This is a genomic window from Pseudoalteromonas sp. 13-15, from assembly GCF_001468205.2.
Taxonomy (GTDB): domain Bacteria; phylum Pseudomonadota; class Gammaproteobacteria; order Enterobacterales; family Alteromonadaceae; genus Pseudoalteromonas; species Pseudoalteromonas marina.
Genome location: NZ_CP019162.1, coordinates 1,149,153 through 1,163,271, shown reverse-complemented (window position 1 = coordinate 1,163,271; position 14,119 = coordinate 1,149,153). Strand labels below are relative to the sequence as shown.

Annotated in this window: 13 protein-coding genes; 4 read left to right on the top strand and 9 right to left on the bottom strand. The window is 38.8% G+C overall.

Translation table 11 applies throughout. The features are described from left to right. Nucleotides 1–137: 137 nt before the first annotated feature. A complete protein-coding gene (locus tag ATS72_RS05395; protein WP_058429097.1) occupies nucleotides 138–899 on the bottom strand; it encodes a haloacid dehalogenase type II in 762 nt (253 codons plus the stop codon). Then, entirely contained in the window at nucleotides 899–1,549 is a 651-nt protein-coding gene (locus ATS72_RS05390) for a peroxiredoxin-like family protein (RefSeq protein WP_058429096.1), read from the bottom strand. The genes ATS72_RS05395 and ATS72_RS05390 overlap by 1 nt, the downstream gene beginning before the upstream one ends. Nucleotides 1,550–1,673: 124 nt before the next feature. Here ATS72_RS05390 and ATS72_RS05385 point away from each other — a divergent pair, with 124 nt between their 5' ends. Beyond that, nucleotides 1,674–2,561: a LysR family transcriptional regulator gene (locus tag ATS72_RS05385; RefSeq protein WP_058429095.1), complete on the top strand. Its 888-nt coding sequence runs from the start codon at nucleotides 1,674–1,676 to the stop codon at nucleotides 2,559–2,561. Here ATS72_RS05385 and ATS72_RS05380 read toward each other — a convergent pair. After that, nucleotides 2,541–3,056, bottom strand: coding sequence for a DUF2937 family protein (locus tag ATS72_RS05380; protein WP_058429094.1), 516 nt, complete (start codon nucleotides 3,054–3,056; stop codon nucleotides 2,541–2,543). The two genes, ATS72_RS05385 and ATS72_RS05380, sit on opposite strands and share 21 nt — an antisense overlap. Before the next feature lie 120 nt (nucleotides 3,057–3,176). Between ATS72_RS05380 and ATS72_RS05375 the strand changes: the two genes are divergently transcribed. From ATS72_RS05375 to ATS72_RS05365, 3 genes are read left to right on the top strand one after another with little or no spacing between them, the layout of a single operon-like run. Further along, nucleotides 3,177–3,749 (top strand): RNA polymerase sigma factor, encoded by a 573-nt coding sequence (locus ATS72_RS05375; protein ID WP_006794666.1) that lies wholly within the window; start codon nucleotides 3,177–3,179, stop codon nucleotides 3,747–3,749. After that, nucleotides 3,746–4,822: a FecR family protein gene (locus ATS72_RS05370; RefSeq protein WP_058429093.1), complete on the top strand. Its 1,077-nt coding sequence runs from the start codon at nucleotides 3,746–3,748 to the stop codon at nucleotides 4,820–4,822. The genes ATS72_RS05375 and ATS72_RS05370 overlap by 4 nt, the downstream gene beginning before the upstream one ends. 9 nt (nucleotides 4,823–4,831) lie before the next feature. After that, a complete protein-coding gene (locus ATS72_RS05365) occupies nucleotides 4,832–7,867 on the top strand; it encodes a TonB-dependent receptor plug domain-containing protein (RefSeq protein ID WP_058429092.1) in 3,036 nt (1,011 codons plus the stop codon). A gap of 88 nt (nucleotides 7,868–7,955) precedes the next feature. Here the strand turns inward: ATS72_RS05365 and ATS72_RS05360 are convergent, their stop codons facing one another. From ATS72_RS05360 to ATS72_RS05335, 6 genes are all read right to left on the bottom strand, one after another. Beyond that, the gene (locus ATS72_RS05360) at nucleotides 7,956–8,351 is read right to left on the bottom strand and encodes an ExbD/TolR family protein (protein WP_006794662.1); all 396 of its coding nucleotides are present in this window, start codon (nucleotides 8,349–8,351) and stop codon (nucleotides 7,956–7,958) included. Nucleotides 8,352–8,603: 252 nt separating this feature from the next. Next, on the bottom strand, nucleotides 8,604–9,047 hold the full coding sequence (locus tag ATS72_RS05355; RefSeq protein ID WP_008126367.1) for a ferritin-like domain-containing protein: 444 nt from the start codon (nucleotides 9,045–9,047) through the stop codon (nucleotides 8,604–8,606). Between the two features lie 174 nt (nucleotides 9,048–9,221). Next, nucleotides 9,222–10,160: a LysR family transcriptional regulator gene (locus ATS72_RS05350; RefSeq protein ID WP_006794660.1), complete on the bottom strand. Its 939-nt coding sequence runs from the start codon at nucleotides 10,158–10,160 to the stop codon at nucleotides 9,222–9,224. A 16-nt stretch (nucleotides 10,161–10,176) separates the two neighbouring features. Continuing rightward, nucleotides 10,177–11,895: a bifunctional isocitrate dehydrogenase kinase/phosphatase gene (gene aceK / locus ATS72_RS05345; RefSeq protein ID WP_058429091.1), complete on the bottom strand. Its 1,719-nt coding sequence runs from the start codon at nucleotides 11,893–11,895 to the stop codon at nucleotides 10,177–10,179. 146 nt (nucleotides 11,896–12,041) lie between these two features. Further along, nucleotides 12,042–12,524 (bottom strand): DUF4124 domain-containing protein, encoded by a 483-nt coding sequence (locus tag ATS72_RS05340; protein ID WP_058429090.1) that lies wholly within the window; start codon nucleotides 12,522–12,524, stop codon nucleotides 12,042–12,044. A 98-nt stretch (nucleotides 12,525–12,622) separates the two neighbouring features. Then, nucleotides 12,623–14,116, bottom strand: a complete 1,494-nt coding sequence (locus ATS72_RS05335; RefSeq protein WP_058429089.1) for a DUF3413 domain-containing protein — start codon at nucleotides 14,114–14,116, stop codon at nucleotides 12,623–12,625. Nucleotides 14,117–14,119 lie beyond the last annotated feature (3 nt).

The window sequence follows — 14,119 nt, the reverse complement described above, 5'->3', positions numbered from 1 at the left end:
GTAGCGTTGTGAGGGGTAAATTGCTAGCAGTTAAAAGGGCTAAATACATTGTTTACACGCGGTTTTTAGCAATAAAAAAGCGGTCAAACTCTTCCTGAGAATGGCCGCTTGGGTATTGATTTTATAATTTGCGCTCGTTATTTAAGTAGAGCGGCTAATTCATGTAAATCTTTCACAACGTGATCAGGTTTTTTCGCAAGCGGATATAACGCTTTACCTGGGCGTGCAATAAAAGTTGTTTGCAAACCCGCTTGTTTAGCGCCCGCTACATCCCAACCATGTGCAGCAATCATCATAGCCTCGTTGGGCGCGACGTTTAACTTTTTAAGTACCCATTCGTAGGCACGTAAATCAGGTTTATATATTTTTATATCTTCAATGCTGTAACGCGCGTCAAAATATGACAATAAACCTGCGTTTTCAAATTGCGTTTTAACGCCTTTATTTGACGAATTAGTTAAGCTTACTAACTTATAGCCCTGCGCTTTTAGTTTTGCCAGTCCGTCTTTCACATCGCTATGTGGAGGTAATGATAAAAGCGGTGTAACAATGGCCGTTTTAGCTTGCTCGTTGGTAATTTTAATATTGTTATTATTTGCCACCATAGCAAGCGAAGCCACACCAATTTGGCCAAAATCGTGATAATCACCGGTCACTGTATCTACTAACGAGTTATGTAACATGGTTGAAAACCAAAGAGGCAGTAAATCTTCTCTGCCACCCAGCGCTTTACCAATCGAGGCGCGCATACTTGTTAGGTCAAGCAGGGTCTCGTTTACATCAAAAATAAGTACTTTTGGTTTTTCTTTACTTTCTTCAGCGTTCACTGAGCTACTCAATAAGCTTGCGCCAAGGGTAAGTGTAAGACTTATTAGCTTTAATGATTTAAATAAAGGCATTATTTATTTTCTCCATCGAGTGCGGTCATTACATCACTTGGTTCAGCGCGAAGTGTGTAATCTTCGTTTAAAAATGCATAAGTGATTACACCTTCTTGGTTAATCACGTAAGTGGCAGGTAGGGGAAGTTGGTATGTTTTATCGCCGTAAGTGTGTTCAAAATCAATACCAAACCCGGTGTATAATTCTTGAATACGTTTATCGAGTGTAAATAATAAGCCAAATTGCTGTGCAACCTTATTACCAATATCTGAGAGCACATCAAACTCAAGCTCATTTTTTTGGGCAGTTGTTAAGGTTTGATCTGGTAGTTGAGGAGAAATTGCCACCAATTGAGCGCTCTTAGTTTTAAACTGAGGTAAAAAATCGTTCAGTGCTTTTAACTCTAAATTACAATAAGGGCACCATGCGCCACGGTAAAAACTAACAACGACAGGGCCTTTATTTAATAAATCGGCCAATTCTATATTTTTGCCTAGGTGGTTTGCCAAAATAAAGTTTTCTATTTTATCGCCAACCTGTAAGGCGTTATTTTGTATGTGCTGAGCAATTAATTCTTCGTTTGTTGTATTCATTAATGCTAAAACGTCTGCGGGTAAATTAGCTTCTTTTTGAACATTAAATGCATCTATTTGTGCTTTTAAACTCATGGCTTAGTCTCATCAATTATTAAACTTGGTCAAAAGTATATGGTTTTAAATATTTAAATAAACATTGCAAAACTGAAAGCTTCATTCGAAAATATTAAACATTGAAAAGACATTGTGGGTTTTTATGTACAGTTTAAGTGACCTAGAAACGTTTATTGCCGTGGTTGAAAATAAAGGAGTGCTGGCAGCCGCTCGTGAACAGCGTTTATCACCTGCAACAGTCAGTCATCGCTTAAGTAAATTAGAGCGAGAGCTCGCTACAGTGCTTGTGTTTAGAGATAGCAGAAGAGTGCGTTTATCACCCGCAGGAGAAGTATTTTATACCCGCATAGGTGCCATAATTGAAGCATTACGTGATGCAGAACACAGTATTGGCGCACGTAGTTCATCGGTAAGTGGGTTATTAAGAGTAACCATGCCACCTTGGGTTTTCTCTAAATATGTAATGCCTAGGCTTAATGAATTTGAGCATGCTTTTCCAGATCTAAAACTAGACTTTTTAATAACCGATCAGTTTGTAAACGTAGTTGATGATGCGCAAGATGTAGCTATTCGTGTAGGGCAATTAAATGATTCAGGTTTGCTTTCTCGTAAAATAGTCAATAACAGTCGTGTATTATGTGCTGCGCCTAGTTATATAAAAAAGCATTCAATGCCAACAACCATCTCTGAGTTAGAAAAACATTTTTGGGTCTGTCTGCCATGGCAACGCCAATTAAAGCTTTATGATGCCCAACAAAAAATTCACACGTTTAATGCACAAACGCGCTTTACCATTTCAAATTCAGACAACATGACCCAAGCTGCCATTGCGGGTCACGGTATTGCTATAAAGTCTAGGCTTGCAATAAACGATGAGCTAAAAAATGGCACATTAGTAGAGGTAATGCCTAACGTACTTGCACAAAGCGATGCCCCTGTATGGTTTTTACGGCCACAAAATAGCTTAACAACCCGAAAAACAGATGTGTTTTTTGACTTTATGAAATCGTTATTTGCACGCATTGATTAATCGCAGATAAACGCGTTTAATTAAAACCATAAACAAAAAGCCTGTAAGCTCTGCAATAAACGCAATGATTATTGCGGTGATAATTGCTGCGGTAATTGAGTCTGTTTTTAAAATTATTTGCCCTTCAAAACGTTGCCATACTTGCTGTTTTATAGTGTGAAGCTCGCTACGTAGTGTAAACAGATAAGGCGAGTTTGAGAACTCATCAACAGCCCTCGCCAAAGTTTGCTGACGCTGGCTGAGAGTTTGAATATGATTGGCACCTTCTCCCACAATTTCATCGCCTAAATTTTCATAGTGCTTTATCAACTTAGCCAGGTCGTTATTAAAGTATTTTTTAGCGTCTTTTTGAAAAGGCGCTATTGCATTATTTGCCTCCACTAATTGTGCGTTTAATGCTTGGCCAAAATCACTCACAAACGCGGGTATTTGTACGCCTAAAAGTAGCCCGCAAGCAAAAAAACTCAGTCGGATATAGTCTAAAATTTTACCCATTAATTCTCCTAATAAAAAAATATGACATTTATACAACTAAAAATTTACATTTAACTAGTTTTTTATATTCAAAACTCGTAATCTTACGCTAACAATAATAACAACAGGTGTTTACTAAACATGACCAAAAAGAATAAATTTGCGTCAACATTTGTTGATATTTCAAGCCAACTTAAACGCTTTGTTTCACGAATAGTACAGCCCGATGATGTAGACGACATTGTGCAAGAAACATTTATAAAAAGCTACGAGGCTGATTTAAAACAAGATATTCAATATACCCGTAGTTACATGTTAAAAACCGCTAAACATTTAGCATTAAACCATGTTGCTAAGTGGGACAACAAATTTAATGATTCGCTAGACGACGACAGTGAATTACCTGTGTTGCTAAAGTCAATGCAGCTCGAAGATGAATACACGTCAAAAGAACGTTTTTTACTGTTTTGTAAAGCAACAGAGCAGTTAAGCCCATCAACCCGTAAATGTTTTATACTTAAAAAAGTATATGGCATGAGCCAAAAAGAGATCGCAAGCGAGATGCAGCTTAGTCAGAGTACTGTTGAAAAACACATTGCTAAAGGGTTATTAAAAACCATGCTTTACATGCGCGAACACGATCAAAGCCAAGTGGCAAAAACTAAGCACGACAACTCTCTTCATCCGTTAACAGTAAAGAGGGTTGCAAAATGAGCAATGTTCATCGATTTACTTCAAAAGATTTAATATTAGAAACAGCTTGTAACTGGATCAGCGCCATTGACCGTGGCTTATCAAAAGATGAAAAAGAGCAGTTTACATTGTGGATGATGCAGAGCAACGCCCACCAAGATGCGCTTTACGAGCTAGCCCACTTATGGGATGAAATATCTGTTTTAAACGAGCTCAGTAATTTATTCCCTCATCGTAATAGTAAGCAACCCAAAAAAAGATGGATGGTTTCAACGTCTATTGCAGCCAGTTTATTTGCAGCACTTATGGTATGTAGTTATCTATTAATCAACTTAGAAAATGGTTACAGCCAACAATTAGCAAAAGTTAATTACACTAAAATTTATAAAACTAAAGTTGGCGAGCAAGCAACTTACGCATTACCCGACGGCACTATTGTGCAGTTAAATACCAATAGTTTATTAGAAGTTGCCTATAGCAAAGGCCGCAGACAGTTATTGCTCAACAGAGGAGAAGGGCGTTTTAATGTTGCTAAAGATGCATCTCGTCCATTTAGTGTAATGGCTGGCAATAAGAGTTTTACAGCATTGGGTACAGTGTTTAATGTTCAGCGTAACACATCTTCAGATTTAGAACTGGTGGTAACCGAAGGCAAAGTAATGATCACCGATCCGAGTGTGGCGGTGGATGCCAGTGACTTTAAAGCTTACCAGTCAGCTGACAAAAACGCAGATAAAATTCGCCAAATTAATGCCAATATAGTTACATCTGGTGAAAAAGCCGTTATAGAAAAAAGCATCACCAAACCAATTACCCAGCTCTCTATTGATGATGTTGAACGTGACTTAGCATGGCAAAATGGCATGCTTGTTTTTAATGGTGAGCCGCTTAGCGATGCCTTAAACGAAGTGAGCCGGTATACTTCTACACGTTTTAAATTATCGTCTGAAGAGCTTGCGTCTATTAAAGTAGCGGGTGTTTTCAAAGCAGGTGATGTGGCTGGCTTGCTAGAAAGTTTACACACTAACTTTGCTATTAACCATGAACGCCAAGGTAAACACACAGTTACGCTTACGCAAAATACAAAATCATAAGAAGCAGCTATGCAAATCAGACATATGTTAGATAAAGTTGCATCTTTAAATCCTGCACGTAAAAAAAAGATTAAAAAAAAGAAACAAAACCATAGAGGATTTTTGTTTGCCAGCTGTTTATATACAGTGCGCAGTAACCAATTGCATTTATTGAGTGGTTTATGTGTGTTTGCACCAGCTATGTTTAGCTTAAGCGTGCAAGCCGCAAGTCAAACTACCGGGCAAATGGTGCAATTTGATATAAAAGCGCAGCGAGCAGACAAAGCCTTAATTGAATTTGCTAAACAAACCAAGCAAACCGTGGTGTTTTCATACGAGTTAGCTAAAGAGTATGAAGCAAATTCTGTCTATGGATTCTATACCCAACTAGATGCGCTGGAGGCATTATTGGTGGGGACTGAGCTCGATGCGGTTGTTGATCAAAATGGATTACTGAGTATAAAACTCAAACAAATCAACAGGAATGATAACAACATGATGAAGCTTTCAGCAGTCAGTGCAGCAGTATTACCGGCATTACTGGCGGTAAATTCTCAAGGTGTAAATGCAGCAGAAGACGTTGCTCAAGACAAAATCGAAAAAATTGCAATTGTCGGTAGCCGTGTAGCAGGGCGTTCGGTTGAAGATTTACCCGTTCCGGTCGATATTTTAAGTGCTGAAGCACTTGAAAATACAGGACAAACTGAGGTGGGTCGTATGCTACAAGCAATTGCGCCTTCATTTAACTTTTCAAGTTCATCTATTAGCGACGGTACCGATGCATTAAGACCTGCAACGTTACGTGGTTTAGGTCCCGATCAAACATTGGTGTTGATCAACGGTAAACGTCGCCATCAAGCTAGTATTATCCATATTAATACCTCGGTTGGTCGTGGTACTGCTGGTACCGATATGAATGCTATACCGGCATCTGCTATTAAGCGTATTGAAGTACTTCGCGACGGTGCGGCTGCTCAATATGGGTCTGATGCAATTGCTGGTGTTATCAACATTGTATTAAAAGATGGTAGTGAAGGTGGCAAAGCAGCTATTAATTATGGTGAATACTCTGAAGGTGACGGCGAAACAGTTAACGTTGACTTCAACAAAGGGTTTGCACTGGGTGACAACGGTTACTTAAACACAACGATTAACTACCGTGACCGTGCGCCAACTAATCGTGCAGGTTTGCATGGTTCATGTCAGTTTTACGGCTGTGAAGAACTTAGCGATGGTACTTTGTTAGCCGGCGAACCGCGTGAATTAACAGCTGATCGTAACACATTTAGAATCGGTGACGCTGATTCACAACAGTTTGGCTTAACGGTAAATACTGGCTACGAGTTAGGCGATGGCGAATTATATGGTTTTATTACGTATTCAACACGTGATAACGAATCAGCCGCATTTTTCCGTCATAATGCTAATGCGGGTGGTAACCCAGTATTGCAAGATGGCGACGCAACAATCCCACTTGGTTTCTTACCAAAAATCAACACCACCATTGATGATATTTCTTATAACTTTGGTTACAAAACAGAGTTTGATAACGATTCAAGCCTTGATTTATCGTACACCTACGGTGAAAACAGCATCGACTACACAACAAGCGATACAATTAATGCGTCATACGCTAACTTTTTGCGTTACGAACAAGGTTTAAGCGCTGCTGATATTCGTACTACTATCCCGCGCGAAGCATACGCATACGGTATGGAACTATCGCTACAAACAATTAATTTAGATTTCACTAAAAACTTTGATGACTACTCACTTGCGATGGGTGCAGAGATGCGTACTGATGAGTATCGTATTTTAGCCGGTAATGAGTATGCATATCGTGATTACGATACAAATAATGGCGTAAGTATTTACAGCGGTTTAAGCGGCGGTGTTGGCAGCGAAAATGCTTCTGGTGGCACGCAAGGCTTTGGTGGTTCGTCACCTGCATCTTCAGTAGATGAGTCACGCGATGTAATTTCGTTTTACTTAGACGCTGAAGCATATGTTATTGAAGACGTTATTTTATCTGGCGCACTTCGTTACGATAACTACAAAGGCTTTGGTGATACGGTTAACTTTAAGTTAGCAGGTAACTGGGCAATTACAGACGATATTTCATTACGTGGCGCATTAAGCTCAGGTTTTAGAGCGCCATCTATGCAACAACTTTACTTTAACAACATTAGTACACAGTTTGTTGTAGGTCCAAATGGCACATTAGTAGCCGAAGAAGTGGGCACGTTTAGAAACGATTCAACACTGGCGCAAAGTTTAGGTATTCCAAAACTTAAAGAAGAAAAGTCTCAAAACCGTAGCTTAGGTATTGTGTATAACGTAACAGACAGCATTAACGTAACAGTAGATTACTACTCAATCGACATTGATGACCGAATTGTTATTAGTAACCGTTTAGGTAAAGGGCTATCTACTAGCTTAGACGCAGCGCTTGTTAGCTCTGGTGCAGGTGCCGGTCAGTTTTTCTTAAACGGCGCAGACACTGAAACCAGCGGTATAGATTTTGTTGCAACATATAACACTGAAGGGTTTGGCGGCACACTTGATTTTACCCTTGCTGCAAACTTTACAGAAACTGAAGTTGTTTCGTTATTCACACCTTCTGGCTCAGGCCTTGAAACTGTGCCGGTAGAAAGTGTGTTTTCAGATCAAGAAATTTCGATTATTGAAGAGTGGCAACCAGAAGATCGTATTAACCTAAGTGCGCTTTACCAAAACGAAGATTGGACCGTTAATCTGTCGCTTAATCGCTTTGGTGAATACACAGTTGAAGACGGTGGCCGTCAAACTTACGGTGCCGAAATATTAACAGACGTAAAAGTTAATTACTTCATTAACGAAAACCTATCTGTGAATGTAGGCGCTAATAATTTGTTTGATGTATACCCAGACAAAAATGAAATTGGCAACTCTCGTACAGGCACAATTGTAGATGCTAACGGCAATACCGTTGTAAGTAGTAACGGTGTGTTTGAATACTCTCGTCGTTCAGCACCTTTTGGCTTTAACGGCGCGTACTACTATGTAGGCGCAGAGTACCGTTTTTAATAAATAACTCTCCCTTTCGTTATTTAACTCAAAGGGCCGCAAGGCCCTTTTTTTGGGTTTATATTTAAGGCTAATTAGCTAACAGGTTTTAGTCAGAAACCAAGCTAATAGCGTAGTTGTCGTACTCTTTAATGCTATTCATCACAGTCATCAGTGTGTTGTGCTTGCTGTTTTCATCTGCTTTTATAAGCACAGAGCTTATTTTATATTTAGCTGCAAACATGGCTAAGTTGTTCGACACTTGCTCCAAGTCAATTAACCTCCCTGAAAAGTAAACGCCGTTATTTGCATCAATACTGAAAACTGCATTTTTACTTTGTTTTTCAATACTTGGTTTGTCTAATGGGCGATTTAATTCAATGGCGACGGGTTTAACAAATGAAGTAGTAACAATAAAAAATATGAGCAGTATGAACACAATATCAAGCATTGGGGTCATGTCTACGTCGGCGTTATTTTGCAGTTTAGCTGTTTTATTTTTCATATTGGACCTTACTATTTTAATTAAAGCTGCGGCGCCACAGCGAGGTTTTTAGGATCCTATTAACAAAACTAGCACAGCTGAAAAATAATACAGTTAAATAAATATTCTAATAACATTAAATATTTGTATAAACTATGTTCTGACATGTTACTCAAACAGGTTAAATGATTTTAAAGCAATAAAAAACCCAGCCTATCGCTGGGTTTGTATGGGGAATAATTTACTGAATAGCTAAAATAGAATTCAGGTTATTTAGCTTTTTTGCATACGGCTCATTTCAGCATGACAGCTTTGCATTGTAAGAAGTGTTGCAGCAAGCGCGGCTTCACAATCTGCGGGTTGTGGCTTATCCATCGCTTCTTTAATTTCTGCTAGTGTTTTGTCTTCAACTTCTTCCAGCTCGCTTACATACGTGCTGTCGTTGTTTGAGCCAAATGTAGTAAGAAGTGCGGTGTATGCTCTGCGCGCTTCAACAGCAAATGAAGAGCCTTCCTCTCGCTCACCTTGCTCGTTAATAGCATAGGGTTGCAGGCGTTCAACGCTGACTCTGCGTGCGTCAATCATGCGCTGGAATAATGCTCCAATAGCAGGGTCTTTAATATTTTCTTGTGCTTTTTGGTAAAAATCGATACCGCTGTTCATTACTTGAATGATGTCTGAAATATGATTAGCGTCTGTTCCTTGAAGGGTGTTCATAATGACCTCTTTAATGTTATGAATGAAACTTATCATAACTAAAGCAAGGGCCATTCCATTTTAAAAGGGTGGTTTAAGTTGTTGATATTTAATTGTATATTTTTATTATTAAAAATAACTAGGCGAAAAATAATTTTACGCCTAGCAAATCTTACAAATAACCGTGTAATAAGTTTATTTTAGCTCATCAGCCACTTCAGCTACTTTTTGGCGAAGCCAAATATGGCTTGCATCCCTGTGTAGCAGTGGGCTCCAGATCATATCTAACTCAAAAGGAGGAATAGGAAATGGTGGCTCTAAAATTTTAAGGCCGGCATCGTCTAAATAAATATTTGCGGCCTTTGATGGCAAAGTGGCCACTAAATTTTGCTCTTTTGCCAAGTGAATGGCTACATGGTAATTACGTGTAAATGTGGCAATATTTCGGTGTTTCCCAAAGTGAGCAAGTGCTTCATCAACCCAACCTAGCTTTTGCACATCTTTAGGGTCCATACCAACGCCCACACCAAACCCCGTTTTACTCACCCATATATGGCGCGCTTTTAGATAGCTATCAAGGCTGAAGTTTTCAATAATTGGGTTGTCTGCTTTTACAAGGCAGCAAAAGCTGTCTTTCCAAATACGTTTGTGGTGAAACGATTGTGGTAGATTTTCAAAGCGGTTGATTGCCATATCTACTTTACCATTTTCAACATCATGAAAGGTCACGTCACTTGGCGTAAGTATATCTAAGGTTGTATCTGGGGCTTCTTCGTGCAGTTTGCTCAGTAGTTTTGGTGCAAGTGTGCTTGCTGCATAGTCACTGGCCATTATCCTAAATACACGTTTACTTTGGCTGGCTTCAAACTCTCTATTTGGTGCGAGTGTTTCTTCAAGTGTCATAAGTATGCCACGAATAACTGGCTGTAACTCTATGGCACGCTCTGTTGGTACCATACCATCGCTGGTACGAACTAAAATAGGATCATTAAAAAGGTTTCGAAGGCGCTTTAGGCCGTTACTCATGGCCGGTTGAGTAATGCTAAGTTGATTTGCTGCGCGTGTAACGTTGCACTCTCGAAGTAGTGTATCGAGGTATACAAGTAAATTTAAATCTATTTTGCTTATATTCATGTGTGTGTCCTTGCGTTTACCAGTGATGGATAAAACGCTGTGCTGTCGGGTACGGGTAAATATGATTTATTAGGCCATTTTTTATATTTTGTTGGGCCTGCTTCCAAAAATTAACATCAATCAGTTCAGGGTGTGTGCTTATTAAAAACTGTTTGTATGTTGGATTGGGTGTTACAAATGTGCAAAGTTGCTCCGGAAAAACGTCTTGCGGGGCAACAGAGTAAGTTTGCTCATCCATTAAGTAATCATCGTAACTTTTCGCTTTAGGTAAAGCTCTAAAGTTCATGTCTGTTAAATATTGTACTTCGTCGTAATCATAAAAAATAATGCGTTTATGTTTACTTACGCCAAAGTTTTTCAATAGCATATCACCAGGAAAAATATTAACCGCTATCATTTCTTTTAAGGCTTGGCCGTATTCCTCTATTGCATCTGCAGCGCTTTCGTCGTCAGCATTTTCTAAAAATAAGTTTAGTGGCGTCATACGGCGCTCAATATACAAATGTTTTATGATCAGCCAATCACCTTCAATGACCATCGACGAGCCAATTGTTTTGTGCAGCTGCTCAAGTAAATTACTATCAAAGCGCGCCAAAGGAAATACGACGTTTGAATATTCTATTGTATCGGCCATTCTGCCAACTCGGTCATGGCTTTTTACGAGTTGATACCTTTTCAAAACTGTATCGCGGCCAAATGGTTTACTCTCACCAAATTTGTCTTTAATGACTTTAAATACATAACCAAAAGAAGGCAGGGTAAACACCATCATCACCATACCTGGAGTACCTGGTGCAATGGTAAATTCGTCATTCGAATGCGTTAAATGATTTAAAAATTCTCGATAAAACTCGGTTTTTCCCTGCTTATGAAAGCCTATAGCGTTATAGAGTTCAGCCATAGTTTTATTGGGCATAAGCTCATTTAAAAAGCGTACCAGCGCAGAAGGCGCGTGCGTTTCAACCATAAAGTAAGCGCGGGCAAAACCAAAAATAACACGCATCTGTGATGATTTAGTGAGTAGGGCATCTAAATATAAGCCTTTATCTTCGTGATGAAGAACAGCAATTATAAACGGCTGAACACCACTTTCAGACACAACCCGTCCCACTATGTAAGCCGCTTTATTGCGATAAAACGCGGTATGTAAAATATCAAAGCGCATTTTCCAGGGTTGATGATGAGTGTCGGGGGCTTGCTTATAAAATGCTTTTACTAGCAGACGAATATCGCGTTCTAAATCAACAAAAGGTGCTTTAAAGTCAAAGTGGTTAATAATGCGTTTAATTGTGGGTTTAAGACCATCAACAACCGGAAAGTAACTTCGGTATTCTGACTCAACAGGAACCGATGGCGCATCTTTTAGGGTGGCTTGTACAAATATAAAATCGTTATGAAAATAGCGTCTATGGTAAAGCCTGCAAAACACCGAATTATAAAATGTTTCAGCAAGTTCAGCCTGAGGGTGAAAGCACAAGAACTCTTGGTATAACTTTTTAACTTCAAGCCAAAGGGTTTCGTCAAGTTCGTACGAAGGATGGTCTTGCTTTAAGGTATGTATTGTTTCGTTAACGCGCTCATCGTAATAACTAATACGTAAACGGCTAATATCATTAATTGCTTGCCAGTCTTGTTTGGCAAAGGCAAGGGGCGCTTGAGCGGTTATTTTTTGAAAAAGCTGATAGTGCTTTTTAAAGCCAGTTAAAATTAATTCAGCAATACTACGTGGCTGCATTAGCACTCCTTAATTGACACTAGAGTTTATACTCTATTTTGTTAAGGGTATGTTATTTTAAGTTTAAAACCAAGCTAAATTAATTAGGGCTAAATTAATCGATAAACTAAAAGTACAAATTGTAAGTTAAGTAATATATTTGCTAATTACTTTTTTTTGTAACGTTCGATTTTTTTCTCAAGTTTTTTAATTCGTTTGGTGACTGTAGATACTTCTTTTTTATATTCTTTATTTATTAGCTTCAGTTTTTTTGTAATGTCTTTTGAAATTCGCTTTTTATCGTCGTCAGCCAGAATATGATTTAGGCGTTCCTTTTGCTTGTATTCATTACGTTGTTTGTTTCTGTCGAGAATAGCAAGCTTATGGTTGTTACTGCGTAGCTCTGCCTCTAAGCCTTTTAAAAGCTGTTCTCGTTCAAGTGCATTTAATTGTTTTGAATAATCAACATCAGGCCCTGACTCTGTGACATTAGCGGTAGTCACTTTATAAGCTGTCGCTTGGTTATCGCAAGGGAACTGAGAAAAGGTTGTGCCTTTTTCGGTCACGCATTTGTAGTAGGTAGTTGCGTTGCTGTGTGTACTCAATAAAAGAGTAACAAGCACAATAAAAAGGTAAGTAGGTTTAGTCATAATAGCCATCCATGAACGTATTTTTTTTGCTAAGCAATTAACGTGTTATAAAACTATAACCTAGCTTGGCAGTATCGCAAGCTAGGTTAACATCATGACTATTCAGAGAAGGTTTTTAGCTTTTTAATACTTTGTACTAAAAATGGGATATCTAAGCGTTGTTCAATAGAAAACCCCTCAGCGGCAGAAATATTTTTAAAGTTACCATCTGAGTCTATTAAAGTGATTCGATCTTTTTTATATGCAATTACAACACCTTGGCTGTAGTTAACACCCATATCATCTTTTTTCTTATATAAGTTTACACCGAGCATTGTTTGCTTAGCAATGGCGCTACAATTTAAGTATTTGCCAACGCTTGTTGTAATTAAATCGCTAGGTTGGATAAGCCCATTTACTTCAGCAATATTCTTATCAGAAGTATATAAGGTTGATGTAGTGACTACTTCAGCGTTATCGCTTGCTAAACTAAAGGCAAAAACATGCGAATTGTTACGTGGCGCTTGCTCGGCAGCACCATTAATAACTCTAATGGCATTATTGGTATGAGCTTGATCATTAATAAAGCTAAGGCTATCAATACCTATAACTTCAATACTACGGCGCTGGCTTTGCCATGCAGGCAGTATTTGTTCTTGTAAAATAGCGGCTTTGTAAAATGAAGGTAAGCCATATACTAAACCAAACAGCGTATCGTCATGGTTAGTAGGCTGTAAAAACAGTTCTGTTTTATGAAGCTCTTTGTGGTTATTTGCAAACTCAACTAGTTGTGCATCAGTTTCAAATACAAATATGTCTACATTAGCCTGAGTAAAGTCATCACACTTTAGCAGTGGAGCCGGTGGCTGATAATTAATATTTTGGTTATTAATTTTTACGCTATGAGCTTGGTTATAAGTTTCTATATCTAGTAAATCGTTTTTAGCCAATAAGCTTTTCGCAGTGGTTGGGTATGAAAGCGGCAACACATTGTCTTGCTTGGTAATATCAAATTTTAAGTTAGCGTCTGCCCAAATATGGATGCTGTGGCTAAAAGCAAAACAGACCACTAAAAACGAAATTGCATAGCGTGCAAATTTAAACTGTTTTAAGCGTGCCAAATGGTGCCAAGTATAATTGCTTACCACTAATTGAAAACCTAAAATCAATAGTACAATACCGCCCGCAAGAAACGTAGTAAGCGCTGGAGAAGTGGTTAAGCGGTTCCAAAGTAAGGAAATAATTTCAGGCAGGGCTGAAGGGTTTAAATGATAACCCAAGTTAACATATACATAGGCGTCTAACGTTAATAAAGACGCGCCACAGGTGGCAATAACAGCGGCCATGCCACGAATATGGCGTGGGTAAGGAAACACTAAACTTAAAGGAAATACCGTCAGCACAAACGCCAAAAAGGCAATAAAGCTAGTATGGCTAAGCCATGTTACTAGCATGTATGTAATGCCCATAAAGCTTGTTGGTGGCGAGTCAGCAAATAAATAGCTTAAGCTAATTAGTAGCGCTAAACCTATGTTGGCGAAGGTAAACCAATGCCCCCAACTTAGCAACTGACTTGCTTTTGATGAAAACTGATTGTGCTGCGATAAATTCATGCG